Origin of the sequence: Rhizobium sp. NPDC092011 (assembly GCF_044756305.1) — a bacterium.
GTDB lineage: Bacteria > Pseudomonadota > Alphaproteobacteria > Rhizobiales > Rhizobiaceae > Rhizobium.
In genome coordinates this window covers 402,376-421,466 of sequence record NZ_JBIVSO010000002.1, presented here as the reverse complement: position 1 = coordinate 421,466, position 19,091 = coordinate 402,376, and the positions used below count along the sequence as shown (strand labels likewise).

General features: G+C 59.2%; 19 protein-coding genes. 6 read left to right on the top strand and 13 right to left on the bottom strand.

The window, feature by feature from the left end:
• Positions 1-142: 142 nt before the first annotated feature.
• Both ACIQJ2_RS10500 and ACIQJ2_RS10495 read left to right on the top strand, forming a co-directional pair.
• Positions 143-1,255 (top strand): glycosyltransferase family 4 protein, encoded by a 1,113-nt coding sequence (locus ACIQJ2_RS10500; protein WP_400673512.1) that lies wholly within the window; start codon positions 143-145, stop codon positions 1,253-1,255.
• Between the two features lie 256 nt (positions 1,256-1,511).
• Complete coding sequence (locus ACIQJ2_RS10495; RefSeq protein ID WP_400673509.1) at positions 1,512-1,952, top strand: MarR family winged helix-turn-helix transcriptional regulator; 441 nt, start codon at positions 1,512-1,514, stop codon at positions 1,950-1,952.
• 125 nt (positions 1,953-2,077) lie between these two features.
• On the opposite strand, the gene der is transcribed toward ACIQJ2_RS10495, so the two are convergent.
• The 3 genes from der to ACIQJ2_RS10480 form a co-directional block, all read right to left on the bottom strand.
• Positions 2,078-3,508 carry a ribosome biogenesis GTPase Der gene (gene der / locus ACIQJ2_RS10490; RefSeq protein ID WP_199142652.1) on the bottom strand — a complete coding sequence of 477 codons (1,431 nt, stop codon included), beginning with the start codon at positions 3,506-3,508 and terminating at the stop codon, positions 2,078-2,080.
• Positions 3,509-3,519: 11 nt separating this feature from the next.
• Positions 3,520-4,203 carry a tetratricopeptide repeat protein gene (locus ACIQJ2_RS10485; RefSeq protein WP_400673507.1) on the bottom strand — a complete coding sequence of 228 codons (684 nt, stop codon included), beginning with the start codon at positions 4,201-4,203 and terminating at the stop codon, positions 3,520-3,522.
• 101 nt (positions 4,204-4,304) lie between these two features.
• Positions 4,305-4,886, bottom strand: coding sequence for an NnrU family protein (locus ACIQJ2_RS10480; RefSeq protein WP_400673505.1), 582 nt, complete (start codon positions 4,884-4,886; stop codon positions 4,305-4,307).
• A gap of 176 nt (positions 4,887-5,062) precedes the next feature.
• Here ACIQJ2_RS10480 and ACIQJ2_RS10475 point away from each other — a divergent pair, with 176 nt between their 5' ends.
• Positions 5,063-6,043 (top strand): polysaccharide deacetylase, encoded by a 981-nt coding sequence (locus tag ACIQJ2_RS10475; protein ID WP_400673503.1) that lies wholly within the window; start codon positions 5,063-5,065, stop codon positions 6,041-6,043.
• A 140-nt stretch (positions 6,044-6,183) separates the two neighbouring features.
• On the opposite strand, the gene sbmA is transcribed toward ACIQJ2_RS10475, so the two are convergent.
• Positions 6,184-7,449, bottom strand: a complete 1,266-nt coding sequence (gene sbmA, locus ACIQJ2_RS10470) for a peptide antibiotic transporter SbmA (protein WP_400673501.1) — start codon at positions 7,447-7,449, stop codon at positions 6,184-6,186.
• 403 nt (positions 7,450-7,852) lie between these two features.
• Here sbmA and ACIQJ2_RS10465 point away from each other — a divergent pair, with 403 nt between their 5' ends.
• The gene (locus ACIQJ2_RS10465) at positions 7,853-8,419 is read left to right on the top strand and encodes a PadR family transcriptional regulator (RefSeq protein ID WP_199142660.1); all 567 of its coding nucleotides are present in this window, start codon (positions 7,853-7,855) and stop codon (positions 8,417-8,419) included.
• 202 nt (positions 8,420-8,621) lie between these two features.
• On the opposite strand, the gene map is transcribed toward ACIQJ2_RS10465, so the two are convergent.
• The 9 genes from map to glpK form a co-directional block, all read right to left on the bottom strand.
• A complete protein-coding gene (map, locus tag ACIQJ2_RS10460) occupies positions 8,622-9,380 on the bottom strand; it encodes a type I methionyl aminopeptidase (protein WP_400673499.1) in 759 nt (252 codons plus the stop codon).
• A gap of 182 nt (positions 9,381-9,562) precedes the next feature.
• Positions 9,563-10,075 (bottom strand): GNAT family N-acetyltransferase, encoded by a 513-nt coding sequence (locus ACIQJ2_RS10455; RefSeq protein ID WP_400673497.1) that lies wholly within the window; start codon positions 10,073-10,075, stop codon positions 9,563-9,565.
• 52 nt (positions 10,076-10,127) lie between these two features.
• Complete coding sequence (locus tag ACIQJ2_RS10450; protein WP_400673495.1) at positions 10,128-10,556, bottom strand: DoxX family protein; 429 nt, start codon at positions 10,554-10,556, stop codon at positions 10,128-10,130.
• Positions 10,557-10,586: 30 nt separating this feature from the next.
• Entirely contained in the window at positions 10,587-11,057 is a 471-nt protein-coding gene (locus ACIQJ2_RS10445) for an SRPBCC family protein (protein ID WP_400673493.1), read from the bottom strand.
• 99 nt (positions 11,058-11,156) lie between these two features.
• A complete protein-coding gene (locus ACIQJ2_RS10440; RefSeq protein ID WP_400673491.1) occupies positions 11,157-12,413 on the bottom strand; it encodes an RNA polymerase sigma factor in 1,257 nt (418 codons plus the stop codon).
• Positions 12,410-12,784: a YciI family protein gene (locus ACIQJ2_RS10435; protein ID WP_400673490.1), complete on the bottom strand. Its 375-nt coding sequence runs from the start codon at positions 12,782-12,784 to the stop codon at positions 12,410-12,412. The genes ACIQJ2_RS10440 and ACIQJ2_RS10435 overlap by 4 nt, the downstream gene beginning before the upstream one ends.
• A gap of 65 nt (positions 12,785-12,849) precedes the next feature.
• Positions 12,850-13,899, bottom strand: a complete 1,050-nt coding sequence (locus ACIQJ2_RS10430) for a serine hydrolase domain-containing protein (RefSeq protein WP_400673488.1) — start codon at positions 13,897-13,899, stop codon at positions 12,850-12,852.
• Positions 13,900-14,022: 123 nt separating this feature from the next.
• Positions 14,023-14,970, bottom strand: coding sequence for an LD-carboxypeptidase (locus ACIQJ2_RS10425; RefSeq protein WP_400673486.1), 948 nt, complete (start codon positions 14,968-14,970; stop codon positions 14,023-14,025).
• Positions 14,971-15,045: 75 nt separating this feature from the next.
• Positions 15,046-16,542, bottom strand: coding sequence for a glycerol kinase GlpK (gene glpK / locus ACIQJ2_RS10420; RefSeq protein WP_400673484.1), 1,497 nt, complete (start codon positions 16,540-16,542; stop codon positions 15,046-15,048).
• A 229-nt stretch (positions 16,543-16,771) separates the two neighbouring features.
• On the opposite strand from glpK, the gene ACIQJ2_RS10415 reads away from it, so the two are divergent.
• On the top strand, positions 16,772-17,548 hold the full coding sequence (locus ACIQJ2_RS10415; RefSeq protein ID WP_400673482.1) for a 3-hydroxybutyrate dehydrogenase: 777 nt from the start codon (positions 16,772-16,774) through the stop codon (positions 17,546-17,548).
• 70 nt (positions 17,549-17,618) lie between these two features.
• Positions 17,619-19,088 (top strand): xanthine dehydrogenase small subunit, encoded by a 1,470-nt coding sequence (gene xdhA, locus ACIQJ2_RS10410; protein WP_400673480.1) that lies wholly within the window; start codon positions 17,619-17,621, stop codon positions 19,086-19,088.
• The last annotated feature ends 3 nt before the right edge of the window (positions 19,089-19,091 follow it).

The window sequence follows — 19,091 nt, the reverse complement described above, 5'->3', positions numbered from 1 at the left end:
AGGTCTGCTCGACCTGAAGTCTGAATCCGCTCCGGAATCAAACAAGTAGAGCATGACGTCGTCCGAAATCTACTGACACTTTTCGGCATCATGCTCTAGCGCCATCATCATGAGGATGTGGTGCGGATGGGCTGTTTTGGGCATGTTGCAACGCTTGTCGGACATCGAAAACAATATCTGGGCCCAGGCGGCTACACCTGTCGCGATACCGGAGCGGCTGCTCATCGTCAGCGATGCCTGGCACCCGCAGGTCAACGGTGTCGTCCGCTCGATCGAAAACACGAATCGCGAACTCATCCGCCGTGGGGTGGATGTGTCGATGATCACGCCGGACGGCTTTCGCAACATCCCCTGCCCGACCTATCCCGAGATCCGGCTTTCGATTGCCTCTTATCATAAGGTTGCCGCGAGGATCGAAGCGGCAAATCCGACCTATATCCACATTGCCACCGAAGGCCCCCTTGGGCTCACGGCGCGCCGCTGGTGCATCCGCAACGGCATGCCCTTTTCGACCAGCTACCATACGCGGTTCCCCGAATATGTTGCGGCCCGCCTGCCCATACCGGAAAGCTGGCTCTACGCCTTCGTCAAATGGTTTCATAACGCAGGCTATGGCTGCATGGTGGCGACGCCGAGCCTGGCAGACGAACTCAAGCAGCGCGGCATCCGCAATCTGCTCTCTTGGAGCCGTGGCATCGATTCCCATCTTTTTCGCCCCAATCCTTTGGAAGACAATCCCTTCGGCCTGCCGCGCCCGATCTTCATGACTGTCGGCCGGGTGGCCCTGGAGAAGAACCTGCCGGCCTTTCTCGACCTCGATCTGCCGGGGTCAAAGGTGGTCATCGGCGATGGACCGGCGCGAGCGGAGCTGCAGAAGCTCTATCCCGATGTGCACTTCCTGGGTGCGAAGTTCGGCGAGGAACTGGCGCATGCCTATTCCCAGGCCGACGTCTTCGTCTTTCCGTCAAAGACCGACACGTTCGGCAATGCCATTCTGGAAGCACTGGCAAGCGGCGTGCCGGTGGCGGCCTATCCCGTGACCGGCCCGGCCGATATTCTCGCCGGCAACAGCAATGCCGGCGTCGTCGATGCGGATTTGGCGGCGGCGTGCCTTGCCGCCCTCTCCTGTTCTAGGGAAGCGGCCCGCACCGTCGCTCTCAACTATTCCTGGGAAGCCGCCACGACGCAGTTCATCGGCAATGTCCGCGTCGCCAATCATCGCGGCAAAAGACAGACGCACGGGTTGAGCATGTAGCGCACCACAAGGCGCGGCGTTGAATTCTTGACAGTCATCTCCAGATATTCAATAGCAGCACCCTGAGCTGCGGCCGTGTTCGCGCGTCGATTGCAAGTTTGCCCTCGGCACAAGGAGCGACGATATCCCACGCAACCAAGAGCGGCTGTCGCAAGTTAATCCGTCAGAAAACGACAAGAAACCCATAGCCGCTACGCGCGTTTAGGTGTACGATTATTTATCGCACGATTTAGAAAGCATTCCAGGGAGTACGGAAATGGCGGACGACCCGCTGAAATTAGACACCTTCATCTGCTTCGCCCTCTATTCGGCAAACCATGCGATGAATCGTCTGTACAAACCCATGCTCGACGCGCTGAACCTCACCTACCCGCAATATCTCGTCATGGTGACGCTGTGGGAACAGGACGGCCAGACCGTCGGCGGTATCGGCGAAAAGCTGTTTCTCGAATCGAGCACGCTGACGCCGCTGTTGAAGCGCCTGGAAACCGCCGGCTTCATCCAGCGCATCCGCAGCAAGGAAGATGAGCGTCAGGTGCTGATCCACCTGACCAGCGAAGGCGTCGCTTTGAAGAAGAAGGCGGCAAGCATTCCCGCCTGCATCCTCGACGCCTCGGACCATACGGTCGAGGAACTGACGCGATTGAAGGCCGAGATCACCACATTGCGCGATGCATTGAGCAAGAACGCGGCCTGATCAGGCCGCGCGAACGCGCGCGGTAGCTTTCGGAAAAAAAACAAAAACAACGACTTAAAGCGCGGAAAGAAAATCTGAAAGATCGCGGCGCGCTTTAGGCAGCCGCATTCTGCGGGCAAAGAAGATCAGGTTCTCTTCTTCTTGTTTTCGTATGGATTTTCCGACGAACGGAAGTGGATGCGGATCGGCACGCCAGGCAAGGCAAAATCCGCGCGCAGGCCGTTGATCAGATAGCGAACATAGGACTCCGGCAGCGCGTCGGAGCGCGTGCAGGAAATCATGAAGGCCGGAGGCCGCGCCTTCACCTGCGTCATGTATTTCAGCTTGATGCGGCGGCCGGAAACAGCCGGTGGCGGATGCTGAACCTGCTGGGTCTCAAGCCAACGATTGAGACGCGCGGTGGAAACACGCTTGTTCCAGACCTTGTCGGTATCGACGATCGCCTGCATCAACCGATCCAAGCCCTCGCCCGTTTGGCCGGCAATCGTTATGGCGCGAATACCACGGGCCTGCGGCAACAGCCGATCGGTCTTCTCGCGCAGATCGGCAAGAACGGCCTGACGATCCTCGATCATGTCCCATTTGTTGAAGGCGAGCACGGCGGCGCGGCCTTCGCGAATCACGAGATCGACAATCTGAAGATCCTGCTTTTCGAAGGGGATGGTCGCGTCGAAGACGATGACGACGGTCTCGGCAAAGCGAATGGCGCGCAGCGTATCGGCAACTGAAAGCTTCTCAAGCTTCTCCGTGACCTTGGCCTTGCGGCGCATTCCGGCCGTGTCGAACATTTTCACCGTACGGCCACGCCAGCTCCAGTCGACGGAGATGGAGTCGCGGGTAATACCGGCTTCGGGGCCGGTCAGCAGCCTGTCTTCACCGAGGAAGCGGTTGATCAGCGTCGATTTACCCGCATTCGGACGGCCGACGATGGCGACGCGCAGCGGCCGCGTATCGTCGTAAGCGGGCTCTTCATCGATCTCCTCGCCATCCTCGCCGGCAACCGGGCGCGGGATGGAAACATTGGTTTCCGCCTCATCATCGGCTTCGGGGAAGGCGCGTTCATGACCGATCGCCTCGACGATCGCATCGCGCAGATCCATCATGCCCTGGCCATGCTCGGCCGAGATCGGACAAGGCTCGCCAAGGCCAAGCGTGAAAGCATCATAAAATCCGCTGTCGGAACCGCGAGCTTCGGACTTGTTGGCGACGAGCACGACCGGACGGCCGCGCTTGCGCAGCATTTCTGCTAGCGTCTTGTCGACATGGGTAAGGCCCATCTTGGCATCGACGACAAACAGCGTCAGATCGGCTTCATCGATCGCAGTTTCAGTCTGCGCGCGCATTCTGCCTTCGAGCGTCTCTTCGTCTGCCTCTTCGAGACCGGCGGTGTCGACAATGCGGAAGCGAAGATCGATCAGCTTGGCATCACCGGGACGGCGGTCACGCGTGACGCCCGGGGTATCGTCGACAAGCGCCAGCTTCTTGCCAACCAGACGGTTGAAAAGGGTTGACTTGCCAACATTCGGGCGACCGACGATCGCGACCGTAAAACTCATTTAGCGATCCTTCAGCCTTTAGCGACCGGAGCCTTGCCCGATGCGGTGATGAGGTCGAGCAGCATTTGGGCACGATTGGCAACGTTACGTGGGCTCTGCGGATCATCGACGATCGCCTGGAACCATTGGCGTGCCTTGGCAAAATCACCGGCCTTATAGGCGGCGAGCCCGAGAACGTCGCGCGCCGAATGACGGAAGGCATCTGCCGGTACGGCAAGCTCCTGCACTTCGGCAGCAACCTGATCATAGGTGCCAGTTTCAACCAGGAGATAGGCGGCGCGCAGGCGTGCAGCATCACGAACCACGACAGGAATATCCGTCTGCTTGCCGACGGCCGAAAAGACAGCGATTGCGCCGGCCTTGTCGCCCTTCTGCGCCTGCAGCGTTGCCGCACGCAGACGTGCAAGCAATGGATACGAACCGGGACCGTCCTTCTCAATGGCAGTCAGTGCCGCAAGCGCGTCATCCGTCTTGCCCTGATCGGCCAGTGTCAAAGCGGCGAGGAACTGATCGCCGCCGCTGCCGGCCTGGTTGCCGGACCAATAACGGTAACCGCTATAGGCTGCAGTGCCGAGAACGATAAGCACTGCTCCGCCGATGATGAGCCGGCCAAAACGGCGCCATACGAACCGTAACTGGTCCGAACGCAGTTCCTCGTTCACCTCGCGGATGAAGCTATCGTCATTGAATGCCATTCTCGTCTCCGGCCCAGGCCAAATAATTCCACCAAGCTTAGGGGTTAGTTGGGCCTTCTACTCCATTTTGCGGCCGATGTAAGGGGGAATGGCAGAAATCGTCACATAACCAGCGGCGAAACCCCGATAATCCACGCATGAAGCTTCCAAATGATCAGTACCCAGGCGACGACACCGAGGATGACCGCGTAGAGATCGTATTTCGCCGAAACGAATGGGCGACGGCTGATTTCGCCAGCACGCTCGCGCCGCTTCAGCGAGATGCGCAGAATGACACCCCAGGCAAGAAAGGCAGCGAACAGCAGCATCGCCGCGCCATCGCCATTCGACAGCAGATGCGCGAGCGCCCAGATCTTCACCGACAGCACCATCGGATGCTTGGTTTTTGTTGCGATATGCCCCGCCGGCAGCAGCGAGGCGGCCAGACAGATCATCGCAAACAGCATCAGAAGAATAGTGATATGGCTCATCCAGAACGGCGGCGACCAGATCGGGGTCATGTCGCGCGCCTGGCCGAAGCCGTAGATCAGAACGATCAATGCGACGATGCTCGCAACGGAATAGGCGGCTTTCCAGCCGGCATCGCCGAGGCTCGCGATCAAGGAGGTACGCAGGCCGGGCGCCACGACGCGGATAAGGTGAATGCCGAGAAAAAGAACAATGCCGAGAATAAGCAATGCCATGGATGAAATCCCTTCGGTTTTGTAGGAACATCCTTACCGACATCATTAAAAAAATGCCAGCATCACCGCAGCTTCGCCGCATTTACGCGAAAGGAAGGAAACGACCCGGAGCATGCCATCCAAAATCGCTGGATGATCTTTGGCAAGGCACGCTCGATCAAACAAAACCGGTGCCTATGTTTCGCTTCGTTTCCTGTCTCTCCCTTGCGTTTTCCCTTGCCCTTCCGGCCATCGCCCAGGCTGATGGAAAGCCCAAGCAGCTCGTGATGATTTCCTTCGACGGCGCCCATGACAATGCGCTTTGGACGAAGAGCCGCGAGATCGCTTCGCGCAACGGCGCGCATTTCACCTATTTTCTGTCCTGTACGTTCCTGATGAACAAGACGCAGGCCAAGGCCTACCAGGGACCGAAGCAACGAGTGGGCAAATCGAATGTCGGCTTTGCCAAGAGCGAGGACGATGTGCGCACCCGCATCGCCAACATCTGGGGCGCCCATCAGGAAGGCCACGACATTTCCAGCCATGCCTGCGGCCATTTCGACGGCAAGGGTTGGAGTGCGGCCGACTGGAAACAGGAATTCATGAATGCCCGCGTCGCCCTTCGCGATGCCTGGAAGAATGTCGGCCTTGCCGACAAGGAGCCACAGGGCTGGGAAGATTTCGCGACGCACGATGTCAAAGGCTTTCGCGCCCCTTACCTCTCCACCAGCGACGGCCTGATGCCAGCGGAAAAGGAGATGGGCTTCCAATATGATGCAAGCCTGGTAACCAAAGGCCCTGCCCTGCCGCAGGTCGTCGACGGTATTTATCGCTTCGGCCTGCCGCTGATACCCGAAGGGCCTGAGCATCGCCTGGTTATCGGCATGGACTACAATCTCTACGTCCGTCACTCCAAGGGCGCCGAGGACAAGGCAAACGCCAAGACCTATGAGGACCGCACTCTCGATGCCTTCGAAGCGGCCTTCAACAAGCAGTATGACGGCGAGCGCATTCCGCTGCAGCTCGGCTTCCATTTCGTCGAGATGAATGACGGCGCCTATTGGCGTGCGCTCGATCGCTTTGTGAGCGATGTCTGCCACAAGCAGGATGTCGCCTGCGTCAGCTATTCCGAAGCCATTCCGCTGATCGCTGCTCGGGGCAAGCCCCAGCAGGGGTAAGGAATAGTCGGGCAAAGCCGGAGCCAAAGCGAAGGGACGGCAGTCAGGGCGAAGGAGAGCTCTCCGTTCGCCCGAAATTCGATGACATACTGAACGGCATCAACTCGTGAAAAAGGCCCCGTGTCCGGGGCCTTGTTTCGTTAGCCGTCGACGTGAATGACGCCCGGCTCGCGCTCCAGATAGCGCTGGTCGATCGATGGCAAGGGCTCGTCATCGATCGCAGCTTCGAAAGCTCGCAAGCGCTTGTAGATCGACAGAAGCTCGATGATCGTCGTCCATGAACTGACAAGATACTGAAAGGACCCGCGCACCTGGTCGAAAACATTGGTGATCTGCGTCATCAGACCGAGCGTCAGCTTACCGGCGACAATCGAGGGAACCAGCACGACGAAACTGAAGATATTATCCGCCTGCGAGTAAAAAATGCGCGCAACGTTGAAATAGGTGTAGTGGAAGTAGATGCGGAAATAGTTGCGGCGCACATTGGCGAAGAGTTCAGCCACAGTCGGTGGCGAGGCGCGGTCGCCATGGTCTTCGCCATAGACAAGCTCCTTGCGGTAGGATGCCTCGACGCGCTGATTGATGAACTGAAGACCAGGCAGCTTGATGCCGACCGCCGCCAGGAACATAGTTCCGAAAATCGACCAGAAGATCGCAGCCCAAACGAGCGCATGCGGAATATTGCCGATAATCGGCAGCTCCGTGATACTGGCGCCAAGACGGAAGAGCACTGGCAGGAAGGCAATCAGCGTCATGATGGAGCCGATGAAGCTCACGCCAAGGGATTCAACCGTCTGGGAGAACCGCATCGTGTCCTCCTGCACGCGCTGCGAGGCGCCCTCGACATGCCGTAGCTTCTGCCAGTTGGCCATATAGTAGTCGTTCATTGCTGTGCGCCAGCGAAACACCCAATGGCTGACAAAGAACAGATTGAACACGCCGATGGTAATGGCGACGAACGCGATACCCGCGAAAACCAGCATATTCATGTAGAACTCGGAGCTAGACACCGAGCCGACGGTCGTCAGCGCCTTCTGAACCAGATTGTAGAACGGTCCGTACCACGCGTTGACGGCAACGCTCACCTGCACCGAAAAATAGGTGTTGAAGATGATTAGAGCTGTGCCCAGAACCGACCAATATTGCCATGGATGCGGGCTGAAGCGGAACCAGAAGAGCGCGAACAAAGCGACAGCCGCAACATAGTAGATGTAGAACCAGATGAACGGCGCGGACCAAAATATCGAAACGCCAACCGGCGCATCCTGCCCGTCCGCCAGCGGCGCCAGGCCGATATAGGCGCCCGCTTTCTCCCCGCCGAAGTACCAAAGCAATATAGCGGCAAGCGACCAGAGAGCGGCCGAGATGAAAAAAGGTTTCGGCTTGGGGAAGAATGACAGAAACACGGGAAGCGCAGCTTTCTTGATTGGGATTTTCGAACCGCCGTGGCGTTTGTTGATGGGGAGCCTAGGACAGTTCTCCGGGAGCGGCAACCGGCAGAGACCTATTCTTACGTAGATGTAATCGCTTATCCCACGATCGTGATGCAGTTGTTCAGCTGTGGATTTTCACCCAATGGATGAATCCTCCCCCTTTTGAATGTCACGACATCACCCCCTTGCAGAATACTATCTTACGATATATATCTTACGACATGACTAACGATATAAAATCTCACGCAGCAAAGGAGAAACAGCAATGAGAGGTTTTAGAGATCACATGTTCGGCGAGGGCTTTGACATGGTCGAGGCATATATCCTACGACATGGTCGAGGCCGTGAATCACGCGGCGAGCACAGGAGAGACTTTATGAGAGGCTTCAAGGGCGGCATGTTCGGCGGCGGGTTTCGCACCGGCCGCAAGTTCGATGCAGCCGACCTGCAGCTCATAATCCTCGCCCTGCTCTCCGAGCAACCGCGCCATGGCTATGAGCTGATCAAGACTTTCGAGGAGCGTTCCGGCGGCTTCTATGTGCCGAGCCCGGGCGTCATCTATCCCGCCCTCACCTATCTGGAAGAAACCGGGCAGGCCGAGGTCGAAGCGAGCGGCACCAAGAAGCTTTATCGCATTACCGAAAGCGGCCAGAAGCGCGTCGACGACAACAGCGAGTTGGTGGAAGCGACATTCGCCAAACTGGCCGCAATCGGCGAGAAGATGGCACGCGTGCGCGAAGTCTTCGACGGCGGTGAGGATGATGGCCGCGACAGCCCGTTCGATCGTCACGGTTCCGGCGACGTGCATCGCGCCCGCCATCTGCTGCGCTCAGCCCTTCGCTCGAAGTTCCCTTGGACGAAGGCCGAAGGTGCACGCATCGCAGCCATTCTCGAGCGTGCCGCAGCTGATATCATCCGCGGCGACGTGAAGAACGAAGATTGACGACACTGCATAATTCCTTAAATCGGAATCGATTTGAGGATAAAATTATGCGGCAGTTTTAGAGTGCTACAGCGACCTTTGCGCGTCGTGTATGACGCGCGGCGCTGTAGTCGCGCAAAAGTGCCGGGCGGTTTTGCGACAACGACATGCGCAAAACAAAGGCTTAAAGCGCAAAAGCGAATCCTAAGGATCGCAGTGCGCTTTAAACCTGCACGTCAGGCAAGGTCAGGATCACCGGCCCGTTGCGGGTGGCGACGATCGTATGCTCGTACTGAACCGTAGGCGCCTGCGGATCGGCATAGAGCGTCCACGCATCGTCGCCGCCCTCAGCCCAGGTCGCGCCCAGCGATAGGAACGGCTCTACGGTGAAAACCAATCCGTCTTCCATGATCCGCGTTTCGTCCGGATCCGCCCAGGTGGAGAGTTCCGCCGGTTCCTCGTGCAAGGAACGGCCGATACCATGGCTGGCGAGGTTGGCGATCAGCGTATAGCGGTTCTTCTGTGCGAAAGCGCCGACGGCGTGGCCGATCTTGGAGAGCGGCGCGCCGCTGCGCACTTGGTTGAGGCCGACCCAGAGCGCCCGCTTGCCATCACGGCACAGGCGTTCGATCTTCGGCTTAACGGGCGGCACGGCGAAAGATGCGCCCGTATCTGAGAAGAAACCATCCTTTTCCGCCGAAACATCCAGATTGACGAGATCGCCCGCCCGGATCACGCGCGGGCCTGGAATGCCGTGAGCGACTTCCTCGTTGACGCTGATGCAGGTAGCGCCGGGGAACTTGTAGACCAGCTCAGGCGCCGACTGCGCGCCGGCATCTTCCAGCACCTTGCGGCCGATAGCATCGAGTTCCAGCGTGGTAATACCCGGCTCGAGCGCGGCGGCCATGGCATGCAATGCATTGGCGCAGATGCGGCCGATATCTTTCAGCTTGGTCAGTTCGTCTTCAGTCGAGATGATCATTTACGGCTTCCGGCAGTCTCGCGCTCTCGGCAATAGAACATGATGCCGAAAAGTGTAAGCGGTTTTCGGCCGACATCATGCCCCCAACTTCAAAGGGGTTGAGATCTGGCTTTCGCCTCTTCATCCCACGCAGTCAATGCCTTTTTGACCGACAGGTGTGACTTTCATCCCTCCAAGACGGATCAAAGGCGCGGATCGTCAGATAGCAGCGCCCAACGCTCGTGATCGCACCAGACGCCGCCGATCTTCAGATACTTCGGCGAAAACCCCTCCTTGCGGAAGCCGAGGCGCTTCACCAGCGCAATCGAAGAGTGATTGCCGGGTTGAATATTGGCTTCCAGCCGATGCAGGCCGACCGCATCAAAGGCATGGGCGACGGCCAGGCGAACCGCCTGCGTCATGAACCCACGTCCGGCAAAACCCACCATACCGTGATAGCCGAGAAAGGCGCTGCGAAAACCGCCCCAAACCATCTGACTGATATTGACGACGCCGACGATACCACCGGAGCCGGCATCGCGAGCCACCAGACCGATGTTCGGTCCGATCACCGTCTGCCCGAACCATGCGTCGAAACCTGGCCTATCGAGAAAAGGATGCGCCCATGGCACGTGATGGGTGCTGCTGGCGATATTGGCCGCGATCAGCTCGTCCGCGTCCGATTGCCTGACAGGCGCGATGATCACTTGCGGCATGGCTCGCTCCCCGTTGCTAGAAGGAGCGAGCCTTAGCAAATTGAGTCCGAAATCAAAAGCTTCGCGGAAAGAACGGAATCATTCTCCGAACCGCTTCATAACGAAGATAAAGGCCGGCCCAGGCGATCACGCCGACATAGAGGCCGAACAGCAGATGCGAAAAGATCGGGCTGCCGACACGCAAATGAGTTGCCATCGCACCACCGAGAAGACCTGTCAGCAGGATCGCGCCAAGCACTGATGTTCTCGGAACGGCATAGAGAATTGCGCAACCGAGCGTGATGACGCCGAGGAGCCGCGCGAGCGCCGGATCGGCGGAATAGCCAAGCCCCGCCATTGTCTCCGTCACGACAGGAAGCGGAATGAGCTTGATCACACCGTCGAACACGAGAAAGGCGATGATCAGCCCGCTGAGGATCATGCCGGCAACGCGCTGGGCTCGCGTGACTGAAGGTGAAGATGAATCGACTGCATAAGACATTTATATATCCCCCGGAATTGAATCAGTAATTCAGATCTTCGCTGCCAGCGCGGCAAGCTGGTCGGCGCATTGGGCCCATCCCTGATGGAAGCCCATCTTCTCATGCGCGTCGCGGTCTTCGGCTGACCAGTGCAGCACGGTTGCCGTGTAGCGCGTCTTGCCGCCACCGAGATCGTCGAGCTGGATCGTCACCACCATGAACGGCTTTGCCGACGGCACCCAGGCGCTGGTGAAGGCATCGGTGAAAACGATCCGTTCGTTCGCAATCACCTCCAGATAGACGCCGTTACCGGGATAATCTTCGCCTTCGGGGCTGCGCATGGTGATCGAACTCGCACCGCCGGCGCGAAGATCGATCTTGGCGGCAGATACCGTCCAAGGCAGTGGCGCAAACCACTGCTTCAGAAGGTCGGCCTCGGTCCAGCACCGAAAGATCTTCTCGCGCGGCGCGTCGATAACGCGGGTCAGCGAAAGTTCGTGCCGTTGGCTCTGCTCGGTCATATCTCGGTTCCTCTTTGTCATTTGGCGCGGCCGCGCCGCCTATATTCTAACGACGTTCGGCAAGGTCAGTTTCCGACAGCGCGGACACAATTTTTTCGATTATTTTGTCGCGGCAACCGCATCAGCATTCAGACAATCGAGCTGATGACGGATATGGGCGGCCTCGGCGGGTGAGCGCGCAAGCGCGATGGCTCTATCGAAGGCGATACGCGCTTCCTGAGGGCGCTGAAGTTGCATCAGCAAACCGCCTCTCAGCCCGTGGAAATAGAAATAGCTGTCGAGTTGCGCCTCGAGCGGAGCGATCAATGCCAGCGCCTCCTCGGCGCCCTTCAATTTCGACAGGGCGACCGCGCGATTGAGCGTGACGACGGGAGATGGGGTCAGCCTTTCCAGCATCTGATAGAGCAGATCGATCTCGGCCCAATCCGTATCAGCGGCGCGCTTCGCCCGCGAATGCAGCGCGGCGATCGCTGCCTGCACCTGATATGGCCCGGGCCGACGATGCCGGATCGCCTTGTCGAGCAACGCCAACGCCTCGTCGATGGATGTCCTGTCCCAGAGCGAGCGATCCTGCTCTTCCAGAAGGATGATCTGTCCGTCGGCATCGAAACGTGCCGCCTTGCGCGATTGCTGCAGCAGCATCAGCGCCAGCAGCGCCATGGTTTCCGGCTCGGAAGGGAAGATCCGCAGCAGGAGCCGGCCGAGACGGATGGCCTCATCCGCAAAGGCGGCGGCGTCGCGATGCGTTCCGCCGGCCGAATAGCCTTCATTGTAGATGAGGTAGATCATGGCGCTGACCAGCGTCAGCCGTTCGCTTCGCTCCACCGCACCCGGCGTTTCGAAGGCAACGCCGGCCGCAGCGACGCGCGCCTTCGCCCGGGTAATTCGCTGTTCCATCGCGCTGTCGCTGACCAGAAACGCGCGGGCGATCTGCTGCACGGAGAGGCCGGAGACGATACGCAGCGCAAGCGCTATCTGCTGCGTCGCCGGCAGATCGGGATGACAGCAGATGAACAACAGCCGGAGGATATCGTCGCGATAGCCAGAGCCATCGAGGCGCTCGGCAAGATCGCTCTCGGCATCGCCGGTATCGGAAATCACCTCCTCGTCCGGCAGGCTCTGCAATTTCGACTGCTTGCGCACCGTATCGATGCCGCTATTGCGCCCGACGAAGATCAGCCACGCAATCGGATCGCGCGGAGGCCCCTTGTCGGGCCAAGTTTTCAAGGCACGGAGGCAGGCCTCCTGAAAGGCCTCCTCGGCGATGTCGAGATTGCGGAAGTAGCGCAACAGCGCGCCCAGCGCCTGCGGCCGCGCATTGGTCAGAGCGATATCGATCCAGGCGAGATCCGTCATGTTGCAATCGTCCCCGGTCGGAATACGTAGAGCGGACGGATCTCGTAGGAACCGACGCCCGGATTGGCCACAGCCAGCTCCTTGGAGAATTCCAGCGCCTCGTCGAGCGTCTCGAAGTCAACGACATAGAAGCCCAGCAATTGCTCTTTCGTTTCGGCGAAAGGTCCGTCGATGACAATCGGCTCATTCTTGCCCTTGCGCAGGGTCGTCGCCGCCGTCGTCGGCATGAGACGCGCGACGGGACCAAGCTTGCCGGCTTCGGCCAGCGGCGTCTGCACGGCTATCAACCGCGCCATCGTCGCGTCTTCCTGTTCCTTGGACCAGGCAAAGACCGCATCTTCATCGTTGTAGCATAGGATCGCATAAAGCATTGATGGCTTCCTTCCGTTATAATGACGAAGGAATAGCATCTGCTCCGACAGGCCGCGCCAAAAAATTATCGTTGGAAATGACCGGCTTGGCGAATGAGGTCGATCAGGCCGGCAACCTCGTGCAGCCTCGGAGACGGCAGTGGTAGATCGCGATCGGTACGCTCGACGATGACGAGATCGTCATGCGGAATGACGAAGGCATACTGCCCACCCGCTCCCCAGGCAAAATAAGAGCCTGCCGGAAGATGAAATACGTTCCCGTTACCATTCCCGGCCGACGCCGCCGCATCTCCCGTCCACCAGAGATAGCCGTAGCCCAACCCATGGTCGGCATCCGAATGGGGCGTCGTGCTTTCGCTTACCCATTGCTGAGGAACGATCTGCTGGCCGTTCCAGCGTCCATCATTCAGAAAGAGGAGCGCAAACCGGGCAAGGTCGCGCGCGCTCATTCGGAATGTGTAGGCGGGATGGATGGATGCCGCTCCGAAAAACTTGCGCTGTGCATGCGGATCGTAATCCTGCATGCCGATCTTGCGGGCAATCTCGTCTTCAAAGGCATCGTAGATCGAGGCACCGGTCGCCTTCTCGTAAATCGTTCCGAGAGCGTTGAAATCCCAGTTATTGTAATACCAGAAAGTTCCGGGCGCATGGCTGAACCGTTGCGGCCGCGCAGCTGCCATGGCCTTTGTCTCGTAGAGAGCCGAATGGTAGACGCCCGACCGCGCCTCAAGCAGCATCTGGATCGTCGCCTGCTTTTCCTGCGCGGATAGCGGTGGCGGCCTGTCGTCGATACCAGCCTGTTGCAGCGTCGTGTCGAGGTCGATCTTGCGCCGCGCCACCGCGATCCCGATCAGCGCGTCCAGGAGACTTTTGCGGATGGATGCCAATTCCATCGGCTTGTGCGTATTCCCCCATTCGGCAACGACCGCCCCATGCTGAACGACGACCATGGCGCTGACACTATGCTCGTCCGCAAAGGCCTTCGCCTCGGCGAGTTTTACCGCCGACCACCCGGACGTATCAGGGGATGGATGCGCCCATTCTGCGGAAGGAACCGTTTGCGCCATCGCCGGAGCCGATAGCATTGCAACGAATAGCAGCGAGATGAAGCGCATGGCCGATGCCCTGTTTCAAACGTCGTCAGTGACGTCCCGAGATATTGAGCCTTTTCAGTGACAGAGCACAGCAACACTTACCTTTTCTGCAACATCAGGGTGAATCTTTGGCAGCCACAGCCGCTAAGTACCGTTCCGCCTGATCCTCAGCACGCCCGCCTTTGCTTCAAGTTCAGCGTCAGCTCCGATGAAAACACTCGCCGGGCTATCTCCGTGCCCCAGCGGCAGACCGCCAAGCACCGGCACATCGAGTTCGGCCAGATGTTCTCGCAGGATATCGATCACCGAAAAACGGCGATCGAATTCGAAATCGGTGAACTGGCCGATAGCCACCCCCGCCAAGCCGCTCAAATGTCCCGCCTTGCGCAGCATGGTCATCTGGCGATCCACTTGGCCGCGATACATGCCCACCGCCTCGAGCAGCAGGATCGCGCCATGCAGATCCGGCAGCGCCCAACCGGCACATGTCGCAACCATGTCGAGATTGCCGCCGATCAACCGGCCCTTGCACTCCCCGCTTGTCGTCAAAGCCGAAGTCGGCTCCTCAGGGCGCGAGGCAATGACGATGTCCTCGGCCGTCATCATCGCCCGGTGTAGCAGCTCGCGCGTGTAAGCACTGACACCATCGTCATTGACCCCGGAAAAGAAGGCTCCGTGAATGCTGGCCAATTGGCCGTTCTTCAGAACGCTGAGCAGCAATGCCGTGATGTCGCTGAAGCCGATAACGAACTTGGGGTCGCGTCGGACTGCCTCGAAGTCCAGTTGGTCGGCGATGCGATACGAACCTTTGCCGCCGGTTGTGGCGAAAACAGCCCGAACATCGGGATCACGAAAAGCAGCGTTGAGATCCGCCAATCGCTCCTCGTCGGTGCCCGCAAGATAATCCCGCTTGCAAAAGGCATGTTCGCCGAAGTCGATGATCAGTCCCCAGCCTTTCAGGATTTCGGCAAATTTTAGAACCCTATCTCTATCGGGCGGGCTCGCGGGCGAAACAAAACGGACCTTGTCGCCCGGCCGCAATGGCGGCGGGATCAGGATCCGATCCGTGCTGATCCGACTCAATGAGTTCATGCCGAATTCTTGCACGAAACATCAGGCAACGTCAGCCCGCGCGATGACTGGTCCGATGAAGGATTCCAGCAGCCCCTATCCGTTAGTCAGGGTCCGTTTCACCGCGTTCTTCCAGCCTTTCAGCTTTGCGTTCCGGATCTTGTCATCCATGGCCGGTTCAAACCGGCGGTCGCGCGCCCAGGCCTTGGCGAAGCCTTCCCGGTCCGGCCAGACGCCGGCGCGGCTGCCCGCCAGCCATGCAGCCCCAAGCGCCGTGGTTTCCAGGATGATGGGGCGGTCGACGGGCGCATCCAGCAGATCGGCCAGCCGCTGCATGGTCCAGTCGGAGGCAACCATGCCGCCGTCGACGCGCAGCACCGTGTCCTCACCATTGCCGTTGCGCCAATCCTTGTGCATCGCATCCAGCAGGTCACGCGATTGATAACAGACCGCCTCCAGCGCTGCGCGGACGATTTCCTCCGGGCCGATATTGCGGGTGAGCCCGAAGATCGCACCGCGCGCATCCGGATCCCAATGGGGTGCGCCAAGGCCGGTAAAGGCCGGCACGAGATAAACCTCCTGAAGTGGATCCGCCTTGGCCGCCAGATCGCCAGAATCGGAGGCGCGCTTGATGGCCTTCAGGCCATCCCGCAGCCATTGCACTGCCGCGCCCGCGATAAAGATCGATCCCTCAAGCGCATATGTCGTCTTGCCGTTCAGCCGGTAGGCAATGGTGGTCAACAGGCGATTCTTGGACCGCACCATATCGGCACCGGTGTTGAGCAACGCAAAACAACCGGTGCCATAGGTGGATTTCATCATGCCGCGCTCGAAGCAGGCTTGGCCGATTGTCGCCGCCTGCTGATCGCCGGCAACACCGAGGATCGGGATTTCTGCGCCGAAGAGCGCGGGATCGGTCACGCCGAAATCGGCGGCGCAATCCTTCACTTCAGGCAGCATTGCGGCTGGCACGCGCAGGATGTCCAGCAGCTCGTCGTCCCATTCGTTACTGGCAATATTGTACATCAGCGTTCGCGAGGCATTGGTCGCGTCCGTGGAGAAACTCTTACCTCCCGTCAGTCGCCAGATCAGGAAAGTGTCGATCGTACCGAAGCACAGCTCGCCCTTTTCCGCCCGAGTACGCGCGCCCTTCACATTGGTGAGCAGCCAGGAGAGCTTGGTGCCGGAAAAATAGGGATCGAGCAGCAGGCCGGTGCGGCGCGTGAACAGTTTTTCGAGATCCTGCCGTTTGAGCTTCTCGCAATAGCTGGCCGTACGGCGATCCTGCCAGACGATGGCATTGTGGATCGGCTTGCCGGTCTCGCGATCCCAGACGACGACGGTCTCACGCTGATTGGTAATGCCGAGTGCTGCGATATCCTTGGCGGTAATGCCAGCGGCGTCGATGGCCTTGCGAACGGTGAAGAGGACGGACGACCAGATCTCTTCCGGATCGTGCTCTACCCAGCCCGGCTTCGGGTAATGCTGGGTGAATTCCTTCTGCCCCACACCGGCAACCTTCATCTTGCCGTCGAAAACGATAGCCCGCGTTGACGTCGTCCCCTGATCGATCGCCAAGACATAACCGCTCATGCATTCCTCCCGATTTTTCGTCCGACCAACAGATACGCGAGCAAAACGAATGTGAAAAGAAAGCAAAACGAAATTTTTATCGAAAATTTGCTTTCCTGTTCACACCATCGCGGCCAGCGGTGCCGCAAAAGAACCTAACGGCGATACGATTGCCATGTTCGCGGGTTTGGGACTAGGTTCGAACGCTTTTGCATTGCAGCAGAAAGCTGCGCTGTCCAAGGAGAAGATCATGGCAAGAACAGTTGTCGTCACCGGTTCCACGAGCGGTATCGGCCTCGCCATCGCGGCGGCCTTCGCTGCAAAGGGTGATAACGTCGTCATCAACGGCTTCGGAAAGCCGGAGGAAATCGACGCTATCAAGGATAAGCTGGAAGCTTCAGGCGGCGGCAAGGTGATCTATCATCCTGCCGATATGACGAAACCCGCCGAAATCGCCGATCTGATCGCAACGGCCAACTCCACCTTTGGCAGCGTCGATGTTCTCGTCAACAATGCCGGTATCCAGCATGTGGAGAAGATCGAGGATTTCCCGATCGAGAAGTGGGACCAGATCATCGCGATCAATCTTTCCAGCTCCTTCCACACCATGCGCGCCGCCATCCCGCTGATGAAGGCGAAGAAGTACGGCCGCATCATCAACATCGCCTCGGCGCATGGGCTCGTCGCCTCCCCTTTCAAATCAGCCTATGTCGCGGCAAAACATGGTATACTCGGCCTGACCAAGACGGCAGCGCTTGAGCTTGCCGAATTCGGCGTCACGGTAAACGCCATTTGCCCCGGCTATGTCCTGACCCCGCTCGTCGAAAAGCAGATCCCGGATACGGCCAAGGCGCGAGGGATGACTGAGGAGCAGGTGAAGAACGAAGTCATCCTCAAGGCTCAGCCCACGCATGAATTCGTCAAGGCCGAGGAAATCGGAGCCCTTTCGCTCTATCTTGCAAGCGACGAGGCACGCCAGGTCACCGGCACACACGTCTCGATTGACGGTGGCTGGACCGCGGCATAACCATATGCGGTTAGGGCCGGATTCGCGTCAGCACCTCCGGCCCGACAAACGAATAAAAAACGGGAACGACATGAGCGACAGCATCCGCTTTATCCTCAACGGCGAGGATATCACGCTATCCAGCCTGCGCCCCACCGAGACGCTGCTCGATTTCCTGCGCCTCCAGCGGCGCCTGACGGGAACCAAGGAAGGATGCGCGGAGGGCGACTGTGGCGCCTGCACGGTGTTGGTCGGACGCCTCATCGATGGCGGGCTTCAATATGAGTCCGTCAACGCCTGCATCCGCTTCGTCGGCTCGCTGCACGCAACACATGTCGTCACCGTCGAACATCTCGCCGCCCAGAATGGCACGCTGCATCCGGTGCAGCAGGCCATGGTCGATTGCCACGGCTCGCAATGCGGCTTCTGCACCCCGGGCTTCATCATGTCGCTCTATGGCCTCTGGCTGTCGACGGAAAAGCCGAGCCGCGCGCAGATCGAAAAGTCGCTTCAGGGCAATCTCTGTCGATGCACGGGCTATGAGCCCATCGTCAAGGCGGCAGAGCAGGTCAGCCAGAAGCGGCCGAGCGCTCTTTTCGATCCGCTGGAAAAGACGCGAGCCGATATCATCGCCCGCCTCTGGGCCATGCAGGGCGGCGACACTATTACCATTACCGAGGGTGAGGACCGCCTCATCGTGCCCGGCTCCGTTGCTGCCTTGGCGCAGGTGCTTGCGGATGAGCCCAAGGCGACCGTGGTTGCCGGCTCGACCGATGTCGGCCTGTGGGTGACGAAGCAGATGCGCAGGCTTAACCCGGTTGTCTTCATCAACCATCTGACCGACTTGCAAAAGATCGCGGTCGAAGATGAGGGCCTGACCATCGGCGCCGGCGTCAGCTACAGCCGAGCCTTTACCGTGATCGCGGAAAAAATCCCGGCTATTGCCAACCTCATCAATCGCATCGGCGGCGAGCAGGTTCGCAACATGGGCACCATCGGCGGCAATATCGCCAATGGTTCGCCGATCGGCGATAGTCCTCCACCGCTGATCGCCCTTGGCGCCACCGTCAGGCTGCGCTCGGCAGCGGGTACCCGCAGCCTCCTGCTCGAAGATTTCTTCATCGACTATGGCAAGCAGGATCGCAATCCCGGCGAATTCGTCGAGAGCATCTTTGTCCCCTATCCGGCCGCCGACGCACATTTTGCCGTCTACAAGATCACGAAGCGCCGCGATGAAGATATCACCGCCGTGCTCGGGGCCTTCCATCTGACGCTGGATAATGCAGGCAAGGTCGCGGATATCCGCATCGCTTTCGGCGGCATGGCTGGCACGCCGAAGCGCGCCCGCACGGTCGAGGCCGAACTGGTCGGAAAGCCCTGGACGGAGGCGACGGTCACAGCTGTCCGCCCCGCTTTCGATGCCGATTACAAGCCATTGACCGATTGGCGCGCCACCGCCGAATACAGGCAACTGACAGCAAAAAACCTGCTGCTCCGATTCTACCTGGAAACGGCTGGTGCGCCGCAGGAACTGAAGCGCTTTGCGGCGGAGGAGGTCTGAGCC